Annotated in this window: 18 protein-coding genes and 2 other annotated features; all 18 genes read right to left on the bottom strand. The window is 40.3% G+C overall.

Translation table 11 applies throughout. The annotated features are described in order from the left end of the window. Positions 1-178 precede the first annotated feature (178 nt). Positions 179-784 carry a class I SAM-dependent methyltransferase gene (locus C8K15_RS08485; RefSeq protein WP_108585992.1) on the bottom strand — a complete coding sequence of 202 codons (606 nt, stop codon included), beginning with the start codon at positions 782-784 and terminating at the stop codon, positions 179-181. A gap of 83 nt (positions 785-867) precedes the next feature. After that, positions 868-1,230, bottom strand: coding sequence for a 50S ribosomal protein L7/L12 (rplL, locus tag C8K15_RS08480; RefSeq protein ID WP_108585991.1), 363 nt, complete (start codon positions 1,228-1,230; stop codon positions 868-870). 74 nt (positions 1,231-1,304) lie between these two features. Continuing rightward, positions 1,305-1,805, bottom strand: a complete 501-nt coding sequence (rplJ, locus tag C8K15_RS08475; RefSeq protein ID WP_108585990.1) for a 50S ribosomal protein L10 — start codon at positions 1,803-1,805, stop codon at positions 1,305-1,307. A gap of 33 nt (positions 1,806-1,838) precedes the next feature. Next, positions 1,839-1,979 (bottom strand) — a sequence feature (ribosomal protein L10 leader region). A gap of 41 nt (positions 1,980-2,020) precedes the next feature. After that, complete coding sequence (gene rplA / locus C8K15_RS08470; RefSeq protein WP_108585989.1) at positions 2,021-2,722, bottom strand: 50S ribosomal protein L1; 702 nt, start codon at positions 2,720-2,722, stop codon at positions 2,021-2,023. Between the two features lie 117 nt (positions 2,723-2,839). Further along, a complete protein-coding gene (rplK, locus tag C8K15_RS08465) occupies positions 2,840-3,265 on the bottom strand; it encodes a 50S ribosomal protein L11 (protein WP_016429869.1) in 426 nt (141 codons plus the stop codon). Between the two features lie 175 nt (positions 3,266-3,440). After that, complete coding sequence (gene nusG, locus C8K15_RS08460) at positions 3,441-3,974, bottom strand: transcription termination/antitermination protein NusG (protein WP_108585987.1); 534 nt, start codon at positions 3,972-3,974, stop codon at positions 3,441-3,443. A gap of 103 nt (positions 3,975-4,077) precedes the next feature. Further along, the gene (secE, locus tag C8K15_RS08455; RefSeq protein ID WP_108585986.1) at positions 4,078-4,263 is read right to left on the bottom strand and encodes a preprotein translocase subunit SecE; all 186 of its coding nucleotides are present in this window, start codon (positions 4,261-4,263) and stop codon (positions 4,078-4,080) included. 162 nt (positions 4,264-4,425) lie between these two features. After that, the gene (gene sigH, locus C8K15_RS08450) at positions 4,426-5,073 is read right to left on the bottom strand and encodes an RNA polymerase sporulation sigma factor SigH (RefSeq protein ID WP_108585985.1); all 648 of its coding nucleotides are present in this window, start codon (positions 5,071-5,073) and stop codon (positions 4,426-4,428) included. Between the two features lie 73 nt (positions 5,074-5,146). Beyond that, positions 5,147-5,656, bottom strand: coding sequence for an NYN domain-containing protein (locus C8K15_RS08445; protein WP_108585984.1), 510 nt, complete (start codon positions 5,654-5,656; stop codon positions 5,147-5,149). A 1-nt stretch (position 5,657) separates the two neighbouring features. Continuing rightward, complete coding sequence (rlmB, locus tag C8K15_RS08440; protein ID WP_108585983.1) at positions 5,658-6,410, bottom strand: 23S rRNA (guanosine(2251)-2'-O)-methyltransferase RlmB; 753 nt, start codon at positions 6,408-6,410, stop codon at positions 5,658-5,660. Next, positions 6,407-6,838: a Mini-ribonuclease 3 gene (locus tag C8K15_RS08435; protein WP_108585982.1), complete on the bottom strand. Its 432-nt coding sequence runs from the start codon at positions 6,836-6,838 to the stop codon at positions 6,407-6,409. Before C8K15_RS08435 ends, rlmB begins: the two co-directional genes overlap by 4 nt. After that, complete coding sequence (gene cysS, locus C8K15_RS08430; protein WP_108585981.1) at positions 6,835-8,235, bottom strand: cysteine--tRNA ligase; 1,401 nt, start codon at positions 8,233-8,235, stop codon at positions 6,835-6,837. Before cysS ends, C8K15_RS08435 begins: the two co-directional genes overlap by 4 nt. Further along, positions 8,232-8,894, bottom strand: coding sequence for a serine O-acetyltransferase (gene cysE, locus C8K15_RS08425; protein WP_108585980.1), 663 nt, complete (start codon positions 8,892-8,894; stop codon positions 8,232-8,234). Before cysE ends, cysS begins: the two co-directional genes overlap by 4 nt. Before the next feature lie 65 nt (positions 8,895-8,959). Next, positions 8,960-9,183, bottom strand: a binding site (T-box leader). 57 nt (positions 9,184-9,240) lie between these two features. Next, positions 9,241-10,704 (bottom strand): glutamate--tRNA ligase, encoded by a 1,464-nt coding sequence (gene gltX / locus C8K15_RS08420; RefSeq protein WP_108585979.1) that lies wholly within the window; start codon positions 10,702-10,704, stop codon positions 9,241-9,243. Between the two features lie 56 nt (positions 10,705-10,760). Beyond that, on the bottom strand, positions 10,761-11,237 hold the full coding sequence (gene ispF, locus C8K15_RS08415) for a 2-C-methyl-D-erythritol 2,4-cyclodiphosphate synthase (protein WP_108585978.1): 477 nt from the start codon (positions 11,235-11,237) through the stop codon (positions 10,761-10,763). Beyond that, on the bottom strand, positions 11,238-11,933 hold the full coding sequence (gene ispD, locus C8K15_RS08410) for a 2-C-methyl-D-erythritol 4-phosphate cytidylyltransferase (RefSeq protein WP_108585977.1): 696 nt from the start codon (positions 11,931-11,933) through the stop codon (positions 11,238-11,240). Positions 11,934-12,016: 83 nt separating this feature from the next. Then, complete coding sequence (locus C8K15_RS08405) at positions 12,017-13,096, bottom strand: PIN/TRAM domain-containing protein (protein WP_108585976.1); 1,080 nt, start codon at positions 13,094-13,096, stop codon at positions 12,017-12,019. A gap of 516 nt (positions 13,097-13,612) precedes the next feature. Continuing rightward, the gene (gene radA, locus C8K15_RS08400; RefSeq protein ID WP_108585975.1) at positions 13,613-14,989 is read right to left on the bottom strand and encodes a DNA repair protein RadA; all 1,377 of its coding nucleotides are present in this window, start codon (positions 14,987-14,989) and stop codon (positions 13,613-13,615) included. Positions 14,990-14,997 lie beyond the last annotated feature (8 nt).

The raw sequence follows: 14,997 nt of genomic DNA, 5'->3' as shown, positions 1-14,997 counted from the left end.
TGATGTCGAAAAGACAAAAAGAAAACGAGTTCTATAAGAGCTCATTTTCGGTTAAACACATTTATTCATGGTAAGTATACCCACTTACGAAATAACTTTATACAAAAGGGCATACGACCGCAAAATAATATTTTTGCATTTTATTATAATATCATAGCGATTTTGTCAAGTCAAATAATCATTTGACTTTCTCAGCCTTTATGATCCAGTAACCTCTTACTTTATCGACTACTTCAACTTGACCGAAAATCTCTTCTAATCGATCGAAAGTTGATGGAGCTCCTTGTTTCTTCTGAATGACAACCCACAACTCTCCACCCACACATAATTTCGTATAGGCATCTAAATAAAAACGAAAAATCGTTTGTTTTCCAGCACGAATAGGCGGGTTTGTTAAAATTGCAGCAAAGTCAGTTTCGGTAACTTCGGTTAATCCATCACTTTCATAGATTCGTACATTTTGTACCCCGTTACCTTCCGCATTTTTGCGTGAAAGTTGGACTGCACGTTCATTAATGTCAACCATGTGAATTGTACGATTTTCATCAATTTTGGCGATGGATAACCCAATAGGTCCATACCCACAACCCACATCTAATACTGGGCCTTCAGTTATTGGCATTACAAACGCATCAATTAACACACGGGAGCCAAAATCTACTTCGCTTTTACTAAAAACCCCTGTATCAGTTTCAAATTGAAACAATTCATCACGCAGCGTAAAACTCCATGACTTAGGCTTGCTGTCTGTTTGAGGTTTTTTCGAATAATAATGTTCAGCCATTCCGGGCACCCTCTAACCTGTTTATTAAATGAAGAAAAAGCCCGCCGATAACTGACGAGCTTTCCAAAAACTATTAATAGAAATTATTTTACTTCTACAGAAGCGCCAACTTCAGCAAGTTTAGTTTTGATTTCTTCTGCTTCTTCTTTAGTAACGCCTTCTTTAAGAGCTTTAGGAGCGTTGTCTACAACTTCTTTAGCTTCTTTAAGACCTAAACCAGTGATTTCACGAACTGCTTTGATTACTTTGATTTTTTGATCTCCTACAGCAGATAGGATTACATCAAATTCAGTTTTTTCTTCTTCAGCAGCAGCACCGCCACCAGCAGCCATAGCCATTGGTGCAGCAGCTGTAACGCCAAATTCTTCTTCGATTGCTTTTACTAAGTCGTTTAATTCAAGAACTGTCATACCTTTGATTGCTTCAAGGATTTGAGTGTTGTTCATTATATGTTCCTCCTAATAGGAATATTTTTTTGTTGGGGTATACCCCAGGTTTAAGAGTTAAGCCGTGTAACGAATTACGCGCCTTGCTCTTCTTTTTGTTCTGCAACAGCTTTTGTTACAAGTGCAAAGTTGCGCATTGGAGCTTGTAGAACGCTGAGTAGCATTGACAACAAACCTTCGCGAGAAGGAAGTTCTGCAAGTGCTTTAATGTCATCAGCAGATGCGATAGCACCTTCGATAACACCAGCTTTGATTTCAAGCTTGTCGTTCTTTTTAGCGAAATCGTTGATGATTTTCGCTGGCGCTACTACGTCTTCTGTTGAAAACGCAATTGCGTTTGGACCTGTAAGACTTTCATTCAAGCCTTCAAGACCAGCTACTTCAATCGCACGGCGAGTCATTGTGTTTTTATACACTTTGAATTCAACACCTGCTTCACGAAGTTGCTTACGAAGTTCAGTTACTTGACCTACAGTCAAGCCACGGTAATCAACTACTACTACAGTAGCTGCTGTTTTGAACTTTTCAGTAATTTCTTCAACTCGAACCTTTTTAGCTTCGATTGCTTTGCTCATCTGGACACCTCCTAATAGAATGAGTCATTTATACCGCCAAAAGAAAAGCCCCTGGTCTATAAATATAGACAGGGGCTGAAACGTCATCTTAAAAAGAATCTGAATGCATGTCCTCGGTAGGATCATTATGCGACAAGTCGCCCCTACTGTCTACGGTACAAATAATTAATTTACAACAAAAATCATCATAACAGATAGACTCTTTACTGTCAATATTATTTGCTAACTTTTACACTTGAAGAATCCACTTTTACAGATGGACCCATAGTTGTTGTGATGTTAACAGATTTCATGTATGTCCCTTTAGCTGCTGATGGCTTAGCTTTTAGAACAACATCAAATACTGCCAAGAAGTTTTCAACTAACTTATCATCTTCGAAAGAAACTTTACCGATTGGTGCATGAATGATACCAGCTTTGTCAGCACGGTACTCAACTTTACCAGCCTTGATTTCTTCGATTGCTTTAGTTACGTCGAATGTTACAGTTCCTGTTTTAGGGTTTGGCATTAAGCCTTTCGGTCCTAAAACACGACCTAATTTACCAACTTCACCCATCATGTCTGGAGTAGCTACGATTACATCGAAGTCAAACCATCCTTGTTGGATTTTGTTGATGAACTCTGTATCGCCAACATAGTCAGCGCCAGCAGCTTCTGCTTCTTTAATTTTTTCGCCTTTTGCGAAAACTAAAACACGTTGAGTTTTACCAGTTCCGTTTGGAAGTACTACTGCCCCACGGATTTGTTGGTCATTTTTACGTGTGTCGATACCTAATTTGAATGCCACTTCAACAGTTGCGTCAAAGTTTACTGTGCTAGTTTTTTTAGCAAGTTCGATCGCTTCAGTAGCAGCGTACACTTTTGTACGGTCTACTAATTTAGCTGCATCTTGTAATTTTTTACCTTTTTTAGCCATTTTGAAAATTCCTCCTTGATTGTGGTTTTAACGGGTTAAACCTCCCACGAATAAGGGTTGCGTGTCTTGAAGACAATCGCAACCCTCCAAAAACTAATGCAACATCAAGTGCAGGGATTAGTCTTCGATGACAATACCCATGCTACGCGCAGTACCTTCAACCATCAACATCGCTGCTTCAACTGATGCTGCGTTTAGGTCTGGCATTTTTTGTTCAGCGATTTCGCGAACTTTATCACGCTTCACCGTTGCAACTTTTTTGCGGTTTGGTTCACCAGAACCTGACTGAATTCCAGCCGCCACTTTAAGTAATACTGCTGCAGGTGGAGTTTTTGTAATAAATGTAAATGAACGGTCTTCAAATACAGAAATTTCAACAGGGATAATTAGTCCAGCTTGATCTGCCGTACGTGCGTTGAATTCTTTACAGAATCCCATAATATTAACACCTGCTTGACCCAATGCTGGACCAACCGGCGGTGCTGGATTTGCTTTACCAGCAGGAATTTGTAATTTTACGACTTTAACAACTTTTTTAGCCACGAGACACACCTCCTTAAGTCCGTGATGTGGTAATAGGGTTGCCCCTCCCACTCAATATCTGTCTGTCAGCTACTAGCTGAGCATAAGCTAAAATTTTTGCAGACTATATCATAATCAGTCTGACCTTTGAAATAATACCATTTTTCTACAACTTAAGCAAGTAGGTTTTGAAAAACTATATTTTGACGACTTGATCGAAGTCAAGTTCCATTTTCGTTTCGCGTCCAAACATGTCAACAGAAACCTTCAACTTGCCTTTCGCGTCATCGATTTCTTCCACTTTTCCTTGGAAGCTTGCAAACGGCCCTTCAAGCACTTCAACCATTTCACCAATTGTATATTGTGCTTCAAGTCTACGTTCCGTCATTCCCATTTGTTTCAAGATGAATACTACTTCTTCATCTAACAATGGTGTAGGTTTCGCACCGCCACCTGATGAACCAATAAATCCAGTGACACCCGGAGTGTTACGCACAACATACCAAGAGTCATCCGTCATCACAAGCTCCACTAAAACATACCCAGGGAATGTTTTACGCATGACCACTCGTTTTTTACCATCTTTAAAATCTGTTTCTTGTTCTTCCGGGATAATAACTCGGAAGATTAAATCTGACATACCCATTGTTTCGACACGCTTTTCAAGATTTGCTTTTACTTTGTTTTCGTATCCAGAATACGTGTGAACCACATACCAATTCTTTTCCATAAGTAGCAGGACTGTTCGTCCGTCCCTCCATTTCTTAGACAAATGAAAAAACCCGTTCTCTGTTTATAACGGGCTATTTTCACAAGTATAATCTGTTATCAAATTACAGTGCAAGGAACCAGCGTACTGCTTCTGAAATTCCAAAGTCTATTACCGCGAAAAATATAGCCATAACAACAACTGTTGAAAGAACGACGATTGTATAGCGAGTCAATTCTTTACGTTTTGGCCAACTAACTTTTCTCATTTCTGAGACGACATTACCAAAAAAACCGCTAATATTAGCCATTCTATTTAAACCCCCGAATTAAAAATATCTATGTTTATCCATACAGCGTTTGCTTATTGCGCTTTGCATTTTTAACCATTTTATTATCTTTTAGGTAGCATTTGTCTTTTTAAAGATTATCACCTACAGTTTAGACTGTCAACAACTGCTAAAACGATGACTTTAGTGAACTCCACCAATTTCAATATGACGTTCCAACTTCCGCTTCACTCTTTGCAAGGCGTTATCTATTGATTTAACATGGCGATTTAGTTCTTCAGAAATTTCGTGGTACGACTGTCCATCTAAATACAATGCTAGTACTTGTCGTTCCAATTCGCTCAAAATTTCGCCCATTTTTTCTTCCATATAATCAAAATCTTCACGATGTATCATTAACTCTTCTGGATCATCAATGACGGAACCAGAGATTACGTCCATCAAAGTCCGATCTGATTCTTCATCAAATATCGGCTTATCTAACGATACATAGGAATTCAATGGAATATGCTTTTGACGTGTAGCTGTTTTGATAGCAGTGATAATCTGACGCGTGATACAAAGCTCAGCAAATGCACGAAATGACGAAAGCTTGTCTCCTCTAAAATCACGAATCGATTTATAAAGTCCAATCATACCTTCTTGAATGATGTCTTCTTTATCGGCTCCAATCAAGAAATACGATCTTGCTTTCATTCGTACGAAAGAGCGGTACTTAGTGATTAAAAAATCTAATGCTTCTGTATCCCCGTTGTGGACCAGTGCCACAAGCTCGTCATCTAGTAAGTCTTCAAATTGGTGAAGCATTACGTGTACATGGTCACTTTTCATCAACAGTATCACCTCGGTCACTTCGCATAGTTTGACCCTAGTATACAGGAAGTAGAAATCGAGCGTCAACGGCTCATTTCATCCCTCTGCGCCATTTTTCAAAAATTTCTGCCACTTCATGTGGAAGTTGAATTTTTGAAACAGGTTTTTGCTCGTGAATTGCTTTAACTTTCTTAGTAATATTTTCTTGTACTAATTCCATCTCGATTTCAAGTTCACGAGCAGATATCCTTAGAGCCCCTTGAGCAAAGACGACCCATTGTTCAGTTAAATCTGACGTAGCCACATGTACTTGATCGCGTCGTGTCATTAACTGAATGGTTAGTTTTTCAATGCGTTCATCCGCCGTTTCATTTTCTCGGGTGAATATTACTTCAACATCATATTGTTTTTTCTTTTTTTCAATTCCAGGAACAAGATGTGCATCAAAGACTACAATAACTCTCCATCCTGAAAATGCTTTATATTCCGCCATCATTTCAATGAGACGGTCTCTTGCATCTATGAGCTTGTCCGCTTTTAAAGCACGCAACTCTTTCCATGCGCCGATCATGTTGTATCCATCGACGAGTAAAATGTCCATATCAGTTAACCGGCTGACGGTTCCGTAACACTTCATACATCAAGATAGCAGCTGCAACAGATGCATTTAATGATGTTACTTGACCAACCATTGGCATGTGGTAAAGGAAGTCACATTTTTCTTTTAGTAAACGGCTCATTCCCTTACCTTCACTACCAATGATAATCGCAATTGGTAACTTGGCATCCATTCTCCGATAGTCAGAAGATCCTTTTGCATCGGTTCCAGCAATCCATAAGCCACGTTTTTTCAAATCTTCAACGGTTTGTGCTAAATTCCCGACACGCGCTACCGGTATATGCTCAATAGCCCCTGTTGAAGTTTTTGCAACAACCCCCGTTAATCCCACTGCACGACGTCTAGGAATAATAACCCCGTGCACACCGGTAGCATCTGCTGTTCGCAATATTGATCCTAAGTTATGCGGATCTTCTAACTCATCTAATATCAAAAAGAATGGGTCTTCATTTCGTGAAGCTGCAAGTTCAAAGAGCTCATCAATTTCTGCGTAACGGTATGCAGCAACTGATGCAGCAATTCCTTGGTGATTGGCTCCGTCCGTTAATTGTTCTACCTTGTTTTTCGGTACAAACTGCACAATTATTCCCGCTTCTTTTGCCAGTTCCATTATTTCAGTAATTCCCGCTTTTTTAACACCTTCTGCAATCCATACCTTGTTCATCTCGCGACCAGCTCGAAGTGCTTCTAGTACAGGATTTTTCCCAGATAAAATTTCATTGTCTAGTTCTGTCATGATAGGGTCTCTCCTTTCGGTTCTTCTATAATAGTTATGGCTTTTTCGATAATTTCTTGCACTCGATTGAAGTTACCCAACAAGTATAAACTGCCAAGGACCGCTTCAAATGCCGTGCTGTATTTGTACGTTTGAATGTCTGTATTTTTTGGAGTGCTACCAGATTTGGCATTACGTCCTCTTCTCAGTACAGCTTCCTCTTCTTCTGTCAAAAACTTTTCAGCCAACAACACACGCACGACTAACGCTTGTGCTTTGGCTGATACATATTTAGTTGCTTCTTTATGCAAAGTGTTTGGTCTTACACGACCCGAACGAATTAAATGTTCACGCACAGCTTGCTCAAGAACAGCGTCGCCCATATATGCAAGGGCGAGGGAATTTAATTGCAATACGTCGATTGAACGAAGTGAATATTCCTTATTCATCCGCGTTTCCAACGTATGCCTTGTGCCGTGTCTTCTAAAATAATATTCATGTCTTTCAATTGATCACGAATGGCATCAGCACGAGCAAAGTCTTTGTCTTTACGTGCTTGGATTCTTGCTTCAATTAGAGCATCGATGTCTTCATCTAGTACTTCACCTTGTACCTCTACCTCAATACCTAAAACAAGTGCAAGTTCTTTTAATGTTTTCATGAACGCAGTAAGGACATTTGCTTCAGTATGTTTTTCAATCAAGTACAAATTTGCTAAACTCGCTAGCTCAAATAATGCAGCAATTCCATTGGCTGTATTAAAATCATCGTCCATCGCTGTTGTAAATTGGCTACGGACCTCTTCGATTTTGTTTAACCAAATATCTTTGTAGTCCCCAAGTTCAGGAGATGCTTCAAGTCGGTGTGCTAAGTTCGCATATGAAGTACGAATACGCGCTAAGCCGTTTTGTGCATTTTCAACAAGTTCTTGAGAGAAATTGATTGGATGACGGTAATGAACAGACAACATAAAGAAGCGCAACACTTGCGGGTCAATATGTTTACGAATGTCATTTACTAATACAAAGTTCCCTAAAGACTTCGACATTTTTTCATTATCAATATTGATATAGCCATTATGCATCCAATAACGAGCAAACTGCTTACCTGTATACGCTTCAGATTGTGCAATTTCGTTTTCATGATGCGGGAAGGTTAAATCTTGACCGCCAGCATGTATGTCTATGGTATCCCCTAATATTTCACGAGCCATAACTGAACACTCTATATGCCAGCCAGGTCGTCCTTTACCCCAAGGACTTTCCCACGAAATCTCACCTGGTTTAGCGTCTTTCCATAAAGCGAAATCTAGTGCATCTTCTTTCTTTTCACCCGTTTCGATTCTTGCGCCAATTTTTAAATCGTCCACTGATTGATGAGACAATTTACCATAACCTTCAAACTTTCGCGTTCTGTAATAGACGTCACCTTTCGACTCATAGGCATAACCTTTTTCGATTAGCACTTTTATGAAATCAACAATATCATCCATATGTTCAGTTACACGTGGATGTGCATCCGCTTTCTGGCAACCAAGCGCACTGACGTCTTCAAAGTAAGCCGCAATAAAACGTTCCGTTAATTCCGATACCTCTTCACCTAGTGCATTAGCCGTATTGATGATTTTGTCATCAACATCTGTAAAGTTTGAAACGAAATTGACATCATATCCTCTGTACGTTAAGTATCGACGGACAGTATCATAAACGATTACTGGACGTGAATTACCAATATGGATGTAGTTATAAACAGTCGGTCCACACACATACATCTTTACCTTGCCCTCTTCTAGTGGTACAAAGGGCTCTTTTTGACGCGTTAAAGTATTGTAAATATGAATGCTCATCTGACGTTTCTCTCCTTTTCAAGTTGTTCACTCACGTGCGCGACTTGCTCTCGCAAAATGGCGATTTTTTCTTCTAGCATATTACATTTATCTGCAACTGGATCCGGCAAATCTTGGTGATCCAAGTCCCGTTTCACTTTGATTCCATCTTGCACAACGACTGTTCCAGGAATACCTACAACCGTAGAATTTGGTGGAACATTTTTCAAGACAACTGATCCCGCACCGACTTTACTGTTTTCACCAATGGTAATTGACCCAAGCACTTTTGCACCCGTCGCAACTAAAACATTATCATGTAATGTGGGATGTCGTTTTCCTCGTTGTTTCCCGGTTCCACCAAGTGTAACTCCTTGGTAAATTGTTACATTATTACCGATTTCACAGGTTTCACCAATAACCACGCCCATTCCGTGGTCGATAAAGAAGCGACGGCCAATTCTCGCACCCGGATGAATTTCTATTCCAGTGAAAAAACGACTCACTTGTGACACTACTCTTGCAAGAAAAAAGAATTTTCTTTTAAAAAGTGCATGTGCGATGCGGTGTGACCATACTGCATGTAAACCTGAATATGTCAGCACAACTTCAAGCACCCGTCTTGCTGCGGGATCTTGCTCGAAAACGACTTCGATATCTTCTTTCATTCGACCGAACATCATCAGTCCTCCTATATTTGTTATCCAAAACTTAGCCAAAATAAAAAACGCCTCTGTCAGTGACTGACAGAGACGCTGTAATTGCGCGGTTCCACTCTGATTGGAAGGATAAGGTGCACTCCTTCCCGCTTGGCGTCTGTAACGTAGACGAAACGGCTCGCTTACTAAAAGTTTCAGCTGAGCGCTCAGAGGTGCATTTCCATAGTGCCTAAGCTCAGACCACTTTCAGCCGGTGGTGGTCCTCTCTAAAGAGCGTGCCTTATGTACTTCTCCTCTTCAAAGCTTTTACATAATATATGCTTAAAAGATAGCTTCATTCTCACACCATCGTGAGTGAAAGTCAATATTATTGTTTCGCGTATTTCTCTACGCGTGCAATGACTTTTGCTTTGCCAATCAACGCAATTGCATTTGGCAATTCCGGACCATGAATTTGACCAGTTGTTACAACACGAATTGGCATAAATAGGTTTTTGCCTTTATGCCCCGTTTCTTTTTGTACAGCTTTAATCGCCACTTTAATCGTGTCTGGTTCAAATGCTTCCAGTTGCTCCAATTGTGTTTTGAATGCAGCCATTACTTCAGGCACTTGTTCACCAGCTAAAACAGAAGATGCTTCTTCATCATATGTTAACTCTTCTTTAAAGAATAGGTCAGTTAGCTCAGTAATTTCTGAACCGAAACTCATTTGCTCATGATAAAGAGCGATGACGCCTGTAGCCCATTGCTTTTCTTCAGCTGTCAACGTTTCAGGTAAACGTCCCGCTTTTTGTAAATGAGGCAATGCAAGATCAACCACTTCTTCTAGAGACAGTTGTTTCACATATTGGTTATTCGTCCACGTTAATTTTTGTTTATCAAACATGGATGGTGATTTTGATAAACGATTTACGTCAAACAAACGAATAAGTTCTTCTTTCGAGAAAATCTCATCTTCCCCTTCAGGAGACCATCCAAGAAGTGCAAAGAAGTTGAACATTGCTTGAGGAACGTATCCCAAATCTTTATATTGGGCAACGAATTGAATAATCGATTCATCACGTTTTGATAATTTTTTACGGTCTTCGTTAATGATTAACGTCATATGTCCATAGTGAGGTACTTCCCAACCGAATGCTTGGAATACCATGATTTGTTTTGGTGTATTTGATAAATGTTCTTCTCCACGGAAAACGTGTGAGATCTTCATGAAATGGTCATCTAATACAACTGCGTAGTTATACGTTGGGATACCGTTTGTTTTAATAAGAACCCAATCGCCTACGTCTTTTGATTCAAATGTAACCGAACCACGAACTAAATCTTTAAATGTATACGTTACGTCAGATGGAACGCGCATACGAATTGTATACGGAATTCCTGCAGCTTCTTTCTCTGCCACTTCTTCTTTAGTTAAGTTACGGCATGTACCAACATACATTGGCGCAGCGATTCCTTTAGCTTTTTGCATTTCGCGTTCCTCATCTAACTTTTCAGTAGAACAGAAACATTTATACGCATGGCCATTTTCAAGCATTTCTTCAGCATGCTTTTTATAAATATCAAGACGCTCCATTTGACGGTACGGCGCATATGGGCCCCCGATATCAACAGACTCATCATAGTCAATTCCTAGCCATTTCAAATTCTCTAGTTGTGATAGTTCGCCACCTTCAATATTACGTTCAATGTCCGTATCTTCAATACGTACGATGAATTTGCCACCGTGGTGACGTGCAAATAAATAGTTAAATAATGCAGTGCGTGCTCCACCAATATGTAAATTTCCTGTTGGACTTGGTGCGTAGCGTACGCGAACTTCTTGTGTCATATGTGGTTCCTCCTCGAATACGTGCTAAACTTTGTTCAGTTTAACACAGGTCATACCTATTTTTGAATGAGTAATATCGTTGCTTGCGCCGCAATGCCTTCTCCACGGCCAGTAAAACCTAATTTTTCAGTGGTTGTCGCTTTGACATTCACTTGAGAAGGTTCAGCATTGAGTAGTTCTGCGATGCGGTCACGCATTTGTGTAATGTACGGCGCCATTTTTGGAGCTTGCGCAATAATCGTACAGTCAACATTGCCTAGTTTATAGCCTTTTTCTTCAACAATGTTCCAAATGTACGAAAGTAGTTTCGCCGAGTCCGCGTCTTTAAATTCAGGATCAGTATCCGGGAAATGGCGTCCAATATCCCCTTCTCCAATTGCACCTAGTGCTGCATCTGTGACTGTATGTAATAAAACATCGGCATCTGAATGACCGATTAAACCTTTTTCATATGGAATCGTTACGCCACCTAATATAAGTGGGCGATTTTCCGCAAATTCATGAACATCAAACCCTTGTCCAACTCGAAACATTTAGTTCTCCTCCTGCTGTCGTTTTTGTAAGATAGCTTCGCCAATAAGTAAATCCTCTTGTGTAGTCATTTTCACATTATCATACGTACTTTCCACTACATGAACGTCAATATTTAAGCGTTCCACCAGCATGGATTCATCCGTACCAAGAAAACCATCTTGGTCCGCTTGATGCTGTGCATTCGTCAAAATACTGGTATGGAAAGCTTGCGGTGTTTGGATTATCCATAATTGTTCACGGTCTACCGTTTCTTCAATTATGTGATTGTGCACTCGTTTCATGGTGTCTTTCGCTTTCACTCCAGCGATTGCAGCACCTGTTTCGTGTGCTTTTTGAGTCAATTGCTTAATAACGGTCGGTTCAATGAAAGGTCTCGCAGCATCGTGCACGAGAATTAATTCCGCTTCATTACTCGCTTCTTTTACGCATGCATACACACTATGTTGGCGTTCAGCGCCACCTGCAGGCATTCCTTTTACTTTCGTGACGTTATACTGCTTTAACATTTCTTGAATGATGACACGTTCTTCAGGCTTTACTGCAAGCCATATGCCAATGCAATCCAAATCTTGTTCAAAGACATCAAGTGTATGAATTAGAATTGGTTTCCCTCGCAGGGTAAGAAATAATTTATTGTGCCCTGCCTTCATTCTTTTCCCACTACCTGCTGCGGGTAATACAACGATATACTTCATTTCTTGTATTCGCCTCTTTCGTTATGGAAAAGGAGGCCGCCTCAGCTGTCATGTCGACAGAAAGGGCAGCCTCTCATCTTGACTTATTTTCTTTTTGCAAATATCATTCGCCCAGCTGATGTTTGTAGAACACTTGTGACTATGACATCAATTGCTTGACCAATATTTGATCGTCCATCTTCTACGACAATCATCGTGCCGTCATCTAAGTAAGCGATTCCTTGATTCTGTTCTTTACCATCTTTAATGACGACGATATGCATTTCTTCTCCTGGAATGACGATTGGCTTCACCGCATTTGCAAGATCGTTAATGTTAAGCACTGGTACTTTATGTAACTCACATACTTTATTTAAGTTAAAGTCATTCGTTACTACCATGCCGTCCATCTTTTTCGCGAGACGCATCAGTTTCGTATCCACTTCTTGAACATCGTCAAAATCTTCTTCTGTAATTAATAAAGCTGAAGCTCGCTCTGTTTGAAGTCGTTTCAAAATATCCAAACCACGACGTCCACGCGTACGTTTTAACGTATCGGAAGAATCTGCGATATGCTGAAGTTCCGTTAAGACAAATTGTGGAACGACAAGCACACCTTCCATGAATCCAGTTGTGGAAATGTCAGCAATACGTCCGTCAATAATTACACTCGTATCCAGTAGCTTATAAGACGCTTGTTGTAAGGCTTGAGGATTGTTTTCATCGAATTTCTTTTTTTGCCCTGTCGATCTGCTAGCAGTAAACATTTGCCCAATCTCATCACGTTTTTTGAAACCGACTTGAAAGCCAAGATAGCCTAAAGTGATGGTTAACAACACTGGTAACACTGAGTTTATGACTGGTAGTTCAATCGAATCAACTGCGAAGTTTAAAAGAAATGCCACAAAAAGTCCAATAATCAGACCTAGAGTTCCAGATAATAAATCTCCGATTGGCGCCTTTAGTAGTCGATCTTCCATCCACTTTAAGAACTCAATTAAGTAATCAGTTAACAGCAATGCCATGACATACAAAAGAATAGCACCAATTAAAACAGACACATAGGGATTGTTCAGCAACGGGTTCCGGGATAAATTAATAAGTTCGTATAATTGCGGTAATAATAGCAACCCGAGCGTTCCACCAATTAGGATAAATGTAATGCGAATAATCCACTTTAACACAAGCCCACCTCCTGTTTTTAATTATACACTTTTTCACTTGTGAACACCTTTTTGACGTAAGTGGAATGTAAAAAGTTGCATGAAATCGTTAGATGTCAAGCCCTCTTCCTGCTAATTTTATTTTCAAACTTCCTGTAATGCCCGTGTGTGGCACAAATGTTCTTTATTTGTGCCTTCCGCTGGCAACCTGGGGGAGTTCAGAGAATACGCTAGTCGATAGCAGAACACTTCCTTCGATGAAGACCCATAAAACGCCACTTTAATCAGACTCTTGCCATAGGAACTCGCGTCTTTCTCCGGAGGAATGGTGTCCTTCTCCAAGCGAATGGTTGGAAATGTTACGTGAATGGATGAAACGGTATAGTGAGTGGTCGGAAAACTAAGTTGAATGATCGAAAACTCACAATAAATGTTCGAAAACCCACAGTGAATGGATGTAGACCAATCTCAAAGTTCGAAGGTATTGCCCGAAAAAACTTTTACTTATATCTTGAGAAAAAGCTTTCCCCAAAACGCCTAAGCGTTTGGGAAAGCTTCTTTTAATGCATCGTTAATACTTTCAACGCCAATTACTTTAATCCCTTTAGGATAATCCCATCCCCCGAGATTAGAAGCTGGGATAATGGCACGTTTGAATCCTAGTTTAGCCGCCTCTTGTACGCGTTGTTCAACTCGTGACACACGACGTACTTCTCCAGTTAACCCTACTTCGCCAATGAAACAGTCGTGCGCACTAACCGCTAAATCACGATAGCTTGATACAATCGTTGTCAATACAGCTAAGTCAATGGCAGGTTCATCAAGCTTGACTCCCCCAGCCACTTTAATATAGGCATCTTGTGTTTGAAGTAGCATACCCATTCTTTTTTCTAAAACAGCCATTAATAGTTGGACCCGATTTTGATCAATTCCACTCGCCATGCGTTTAGGGTAGTTAAAGCTTGTCGGTGTCACTAATGCTTGAATCTCAACTAATATGGGGCGTGTGCCCTCCATCGAAGCAACAACAGTTGATCCTGCTGCACCTTGTGAACGTTCTTGTAAGAATAGCTCAGATGGATTTAGCACTTCTTTCAAGCCACCTTGCAACATTTCAAATATCGCAATCTCGTTGGTAGACCCGAATCTGTTTTTCTGAGATCGTAAAATCCGATACGTATGATGACGTTCTCCTTCAAAATACAGCACCGTATCTACCATATGTTCAAGCAATCGCGGACCGGCAATTTGACCTTCTTTAGTAACGTGACCAACTAGGAAAATTGCGATGTTTTTAGTTTTTGCAATCCGCATTAATTCCGCTGTACATTCTCGAACTTGTGACACACTGCCTGGAGCAGAGGTTACTTCCGGGTGATGGACAGTTTGAATGGAGTCTATAATGACAAATTTCGGTTGAACATTCTCAATCGCTTCATTGACTAATTCCAAATTCGTTTCAGAATAAATATAAAGTTCACCAGATGTTACACCTAACCGCTCTGCTCGCAGTTTTGTCTGACGAATCGATTCTTCACCTGACATATATAAAACACGATGTCCTTTGTTAGCAAGCAATGCAGATACTTGTAGTAATAAAGTGGATTTTCCTATACCTGGATCTCCACCAATTAACACTAATGAACCAGGCACAATTCCGCCACCAAGAACACGATTTAACTCATCTAAATCGGTATCAACACGAGGTTCGTCTGCAATTTCAATCGCTGTTATTGGGGTTGCTTTGTGCGAAGCACTGTCAGAGTGTTGGAAAGTACGCCGAGGTCCTTTAACAACCACTTCGATCTCTTCCACCATCGTATTCCATTCGCTACACCCCGGGCAACGTCCCATCCATTTTGCAGATTCATAACCACATGAGTTACACATAAATTTCGTTTTACGTTTAGCCATAGTTCCTC

This window comes from Paenisporosarcina sp. OV554 (assembly GCF_003058165.1).
Lineage (GTDB): Bacteria > Bacillota > Bacilli > Bacillales_A > Planococcaceae > Paenisporosarcina.
Note: the sequence above shows the minus strand (reverse complement) of the source record. Positions and strands in the feature narration are given on the sequence as shown.

Bases quoted from the DNA above. Each gene is read 5' to 3' on its own strand.
- nusG (WP_108585987.1), bottom strand. From the start codon at position 3,974: ATGGAAAAGAATTGGTATGTGGTTCACACGTATTCTGGATACGAAAAC.
- C8K15_RS08435 (WP_108585982.1), bottom strand. From the start codon at position 6,838: ATGAATAAGGAATATTCACTTCGTTCAATCGACGTATTGCAATTAAAT.
- ispD (WP_108585977.1), bottom strand. From the start codon at position 11,933: ATGAAGTATATCGTTGTATTACCCGCAGCAGGTAGTGGGAAAAGAATG.
- rplA (WP_108585989.1), bottom strand. From the start codon at position 2,722: ATGGCTAAAAAAGGTAAAAAATTACAAGATGCAGCTAAATTAGTAGAC.
- rplJ (WP_108585990.1), bottom strand. From the start codon at position 1,805: ATGAGCAAAGCAATCGAAGCTAAAAAGGTTCGAGTTGAAGAAATTACT.
- secE (WP_108585986.1), bottom strand. From the start codon at position 4,263: ATGGCTAATATTAGCGGTTTTTTTGGTAATGTCGTCTCAGAAATGAGA.
- cysE (WP_108585980.1), bottom strand. From the start codon at position 8,894: ATGTTCGGTCGAATGAAAGAAGATATCGAAGTCGTTTTCGAGCAAGAT.
- cysS (WP_108585981.1), bottom strand. From the start codon at position 8,235: ATGAGCATTCATATTTACAATACTTTAACGCGTCAAAAAGAGCCCTTT.
- rplL (WP_108585991.1), bottom strand. From the start codon at position 1,230: ATGAACAACACTCAAATCCTTGAAGCAATCAAAGGTATGACAGTTCTT.
- ispF (WP_108585978.1), bottom strand. From the start codon at position 11,237: ATGTTTCGAGTTGGACAAGGGTTTGATGTTCATGAATTTGCGGAAAAT.
- rlmB (WP_108585983.1), bottom strand. From the start codon at position 6,410: ATGACAGAACTAGACAATGAAATTTTATCTGGGAAAAATCCTGTACTA.
- C8K15_RS08445 (WP_108585984.1), bottom strand. From the start codon at position 5,656: ATGGACATTTTACTCGTCGATGGATACAACATGATCGGCGCATGGAAA.
- gltX (WP_108585979.1), bottom strand. From the start codon at position 10,704: ATGACACAAGAAGTTCGCGTACGCTACGCACCAAGTCCAACAGGAAAT.
- radA (WP_108585975.1), bottom strand. From the start codon at position 14,989: ATGGCTAAACGTAAAACGAAATTTATGTGTAACTCATGTGGTTATGAA.
- C8K15_RS08485 (WP_108585992.1), bottom strand. From the start codon at position 784: ATGGCTGAACATTATTATTCGAAAAAACCTCAAACAGACAGCAAGCCT.
- sigH (WP_108585985.1), bottom strand. From the start codon at position 5,073: ATGAAAAGTGACCATGTACACGTAATGCTTCACCAATTTGAAGACTTA.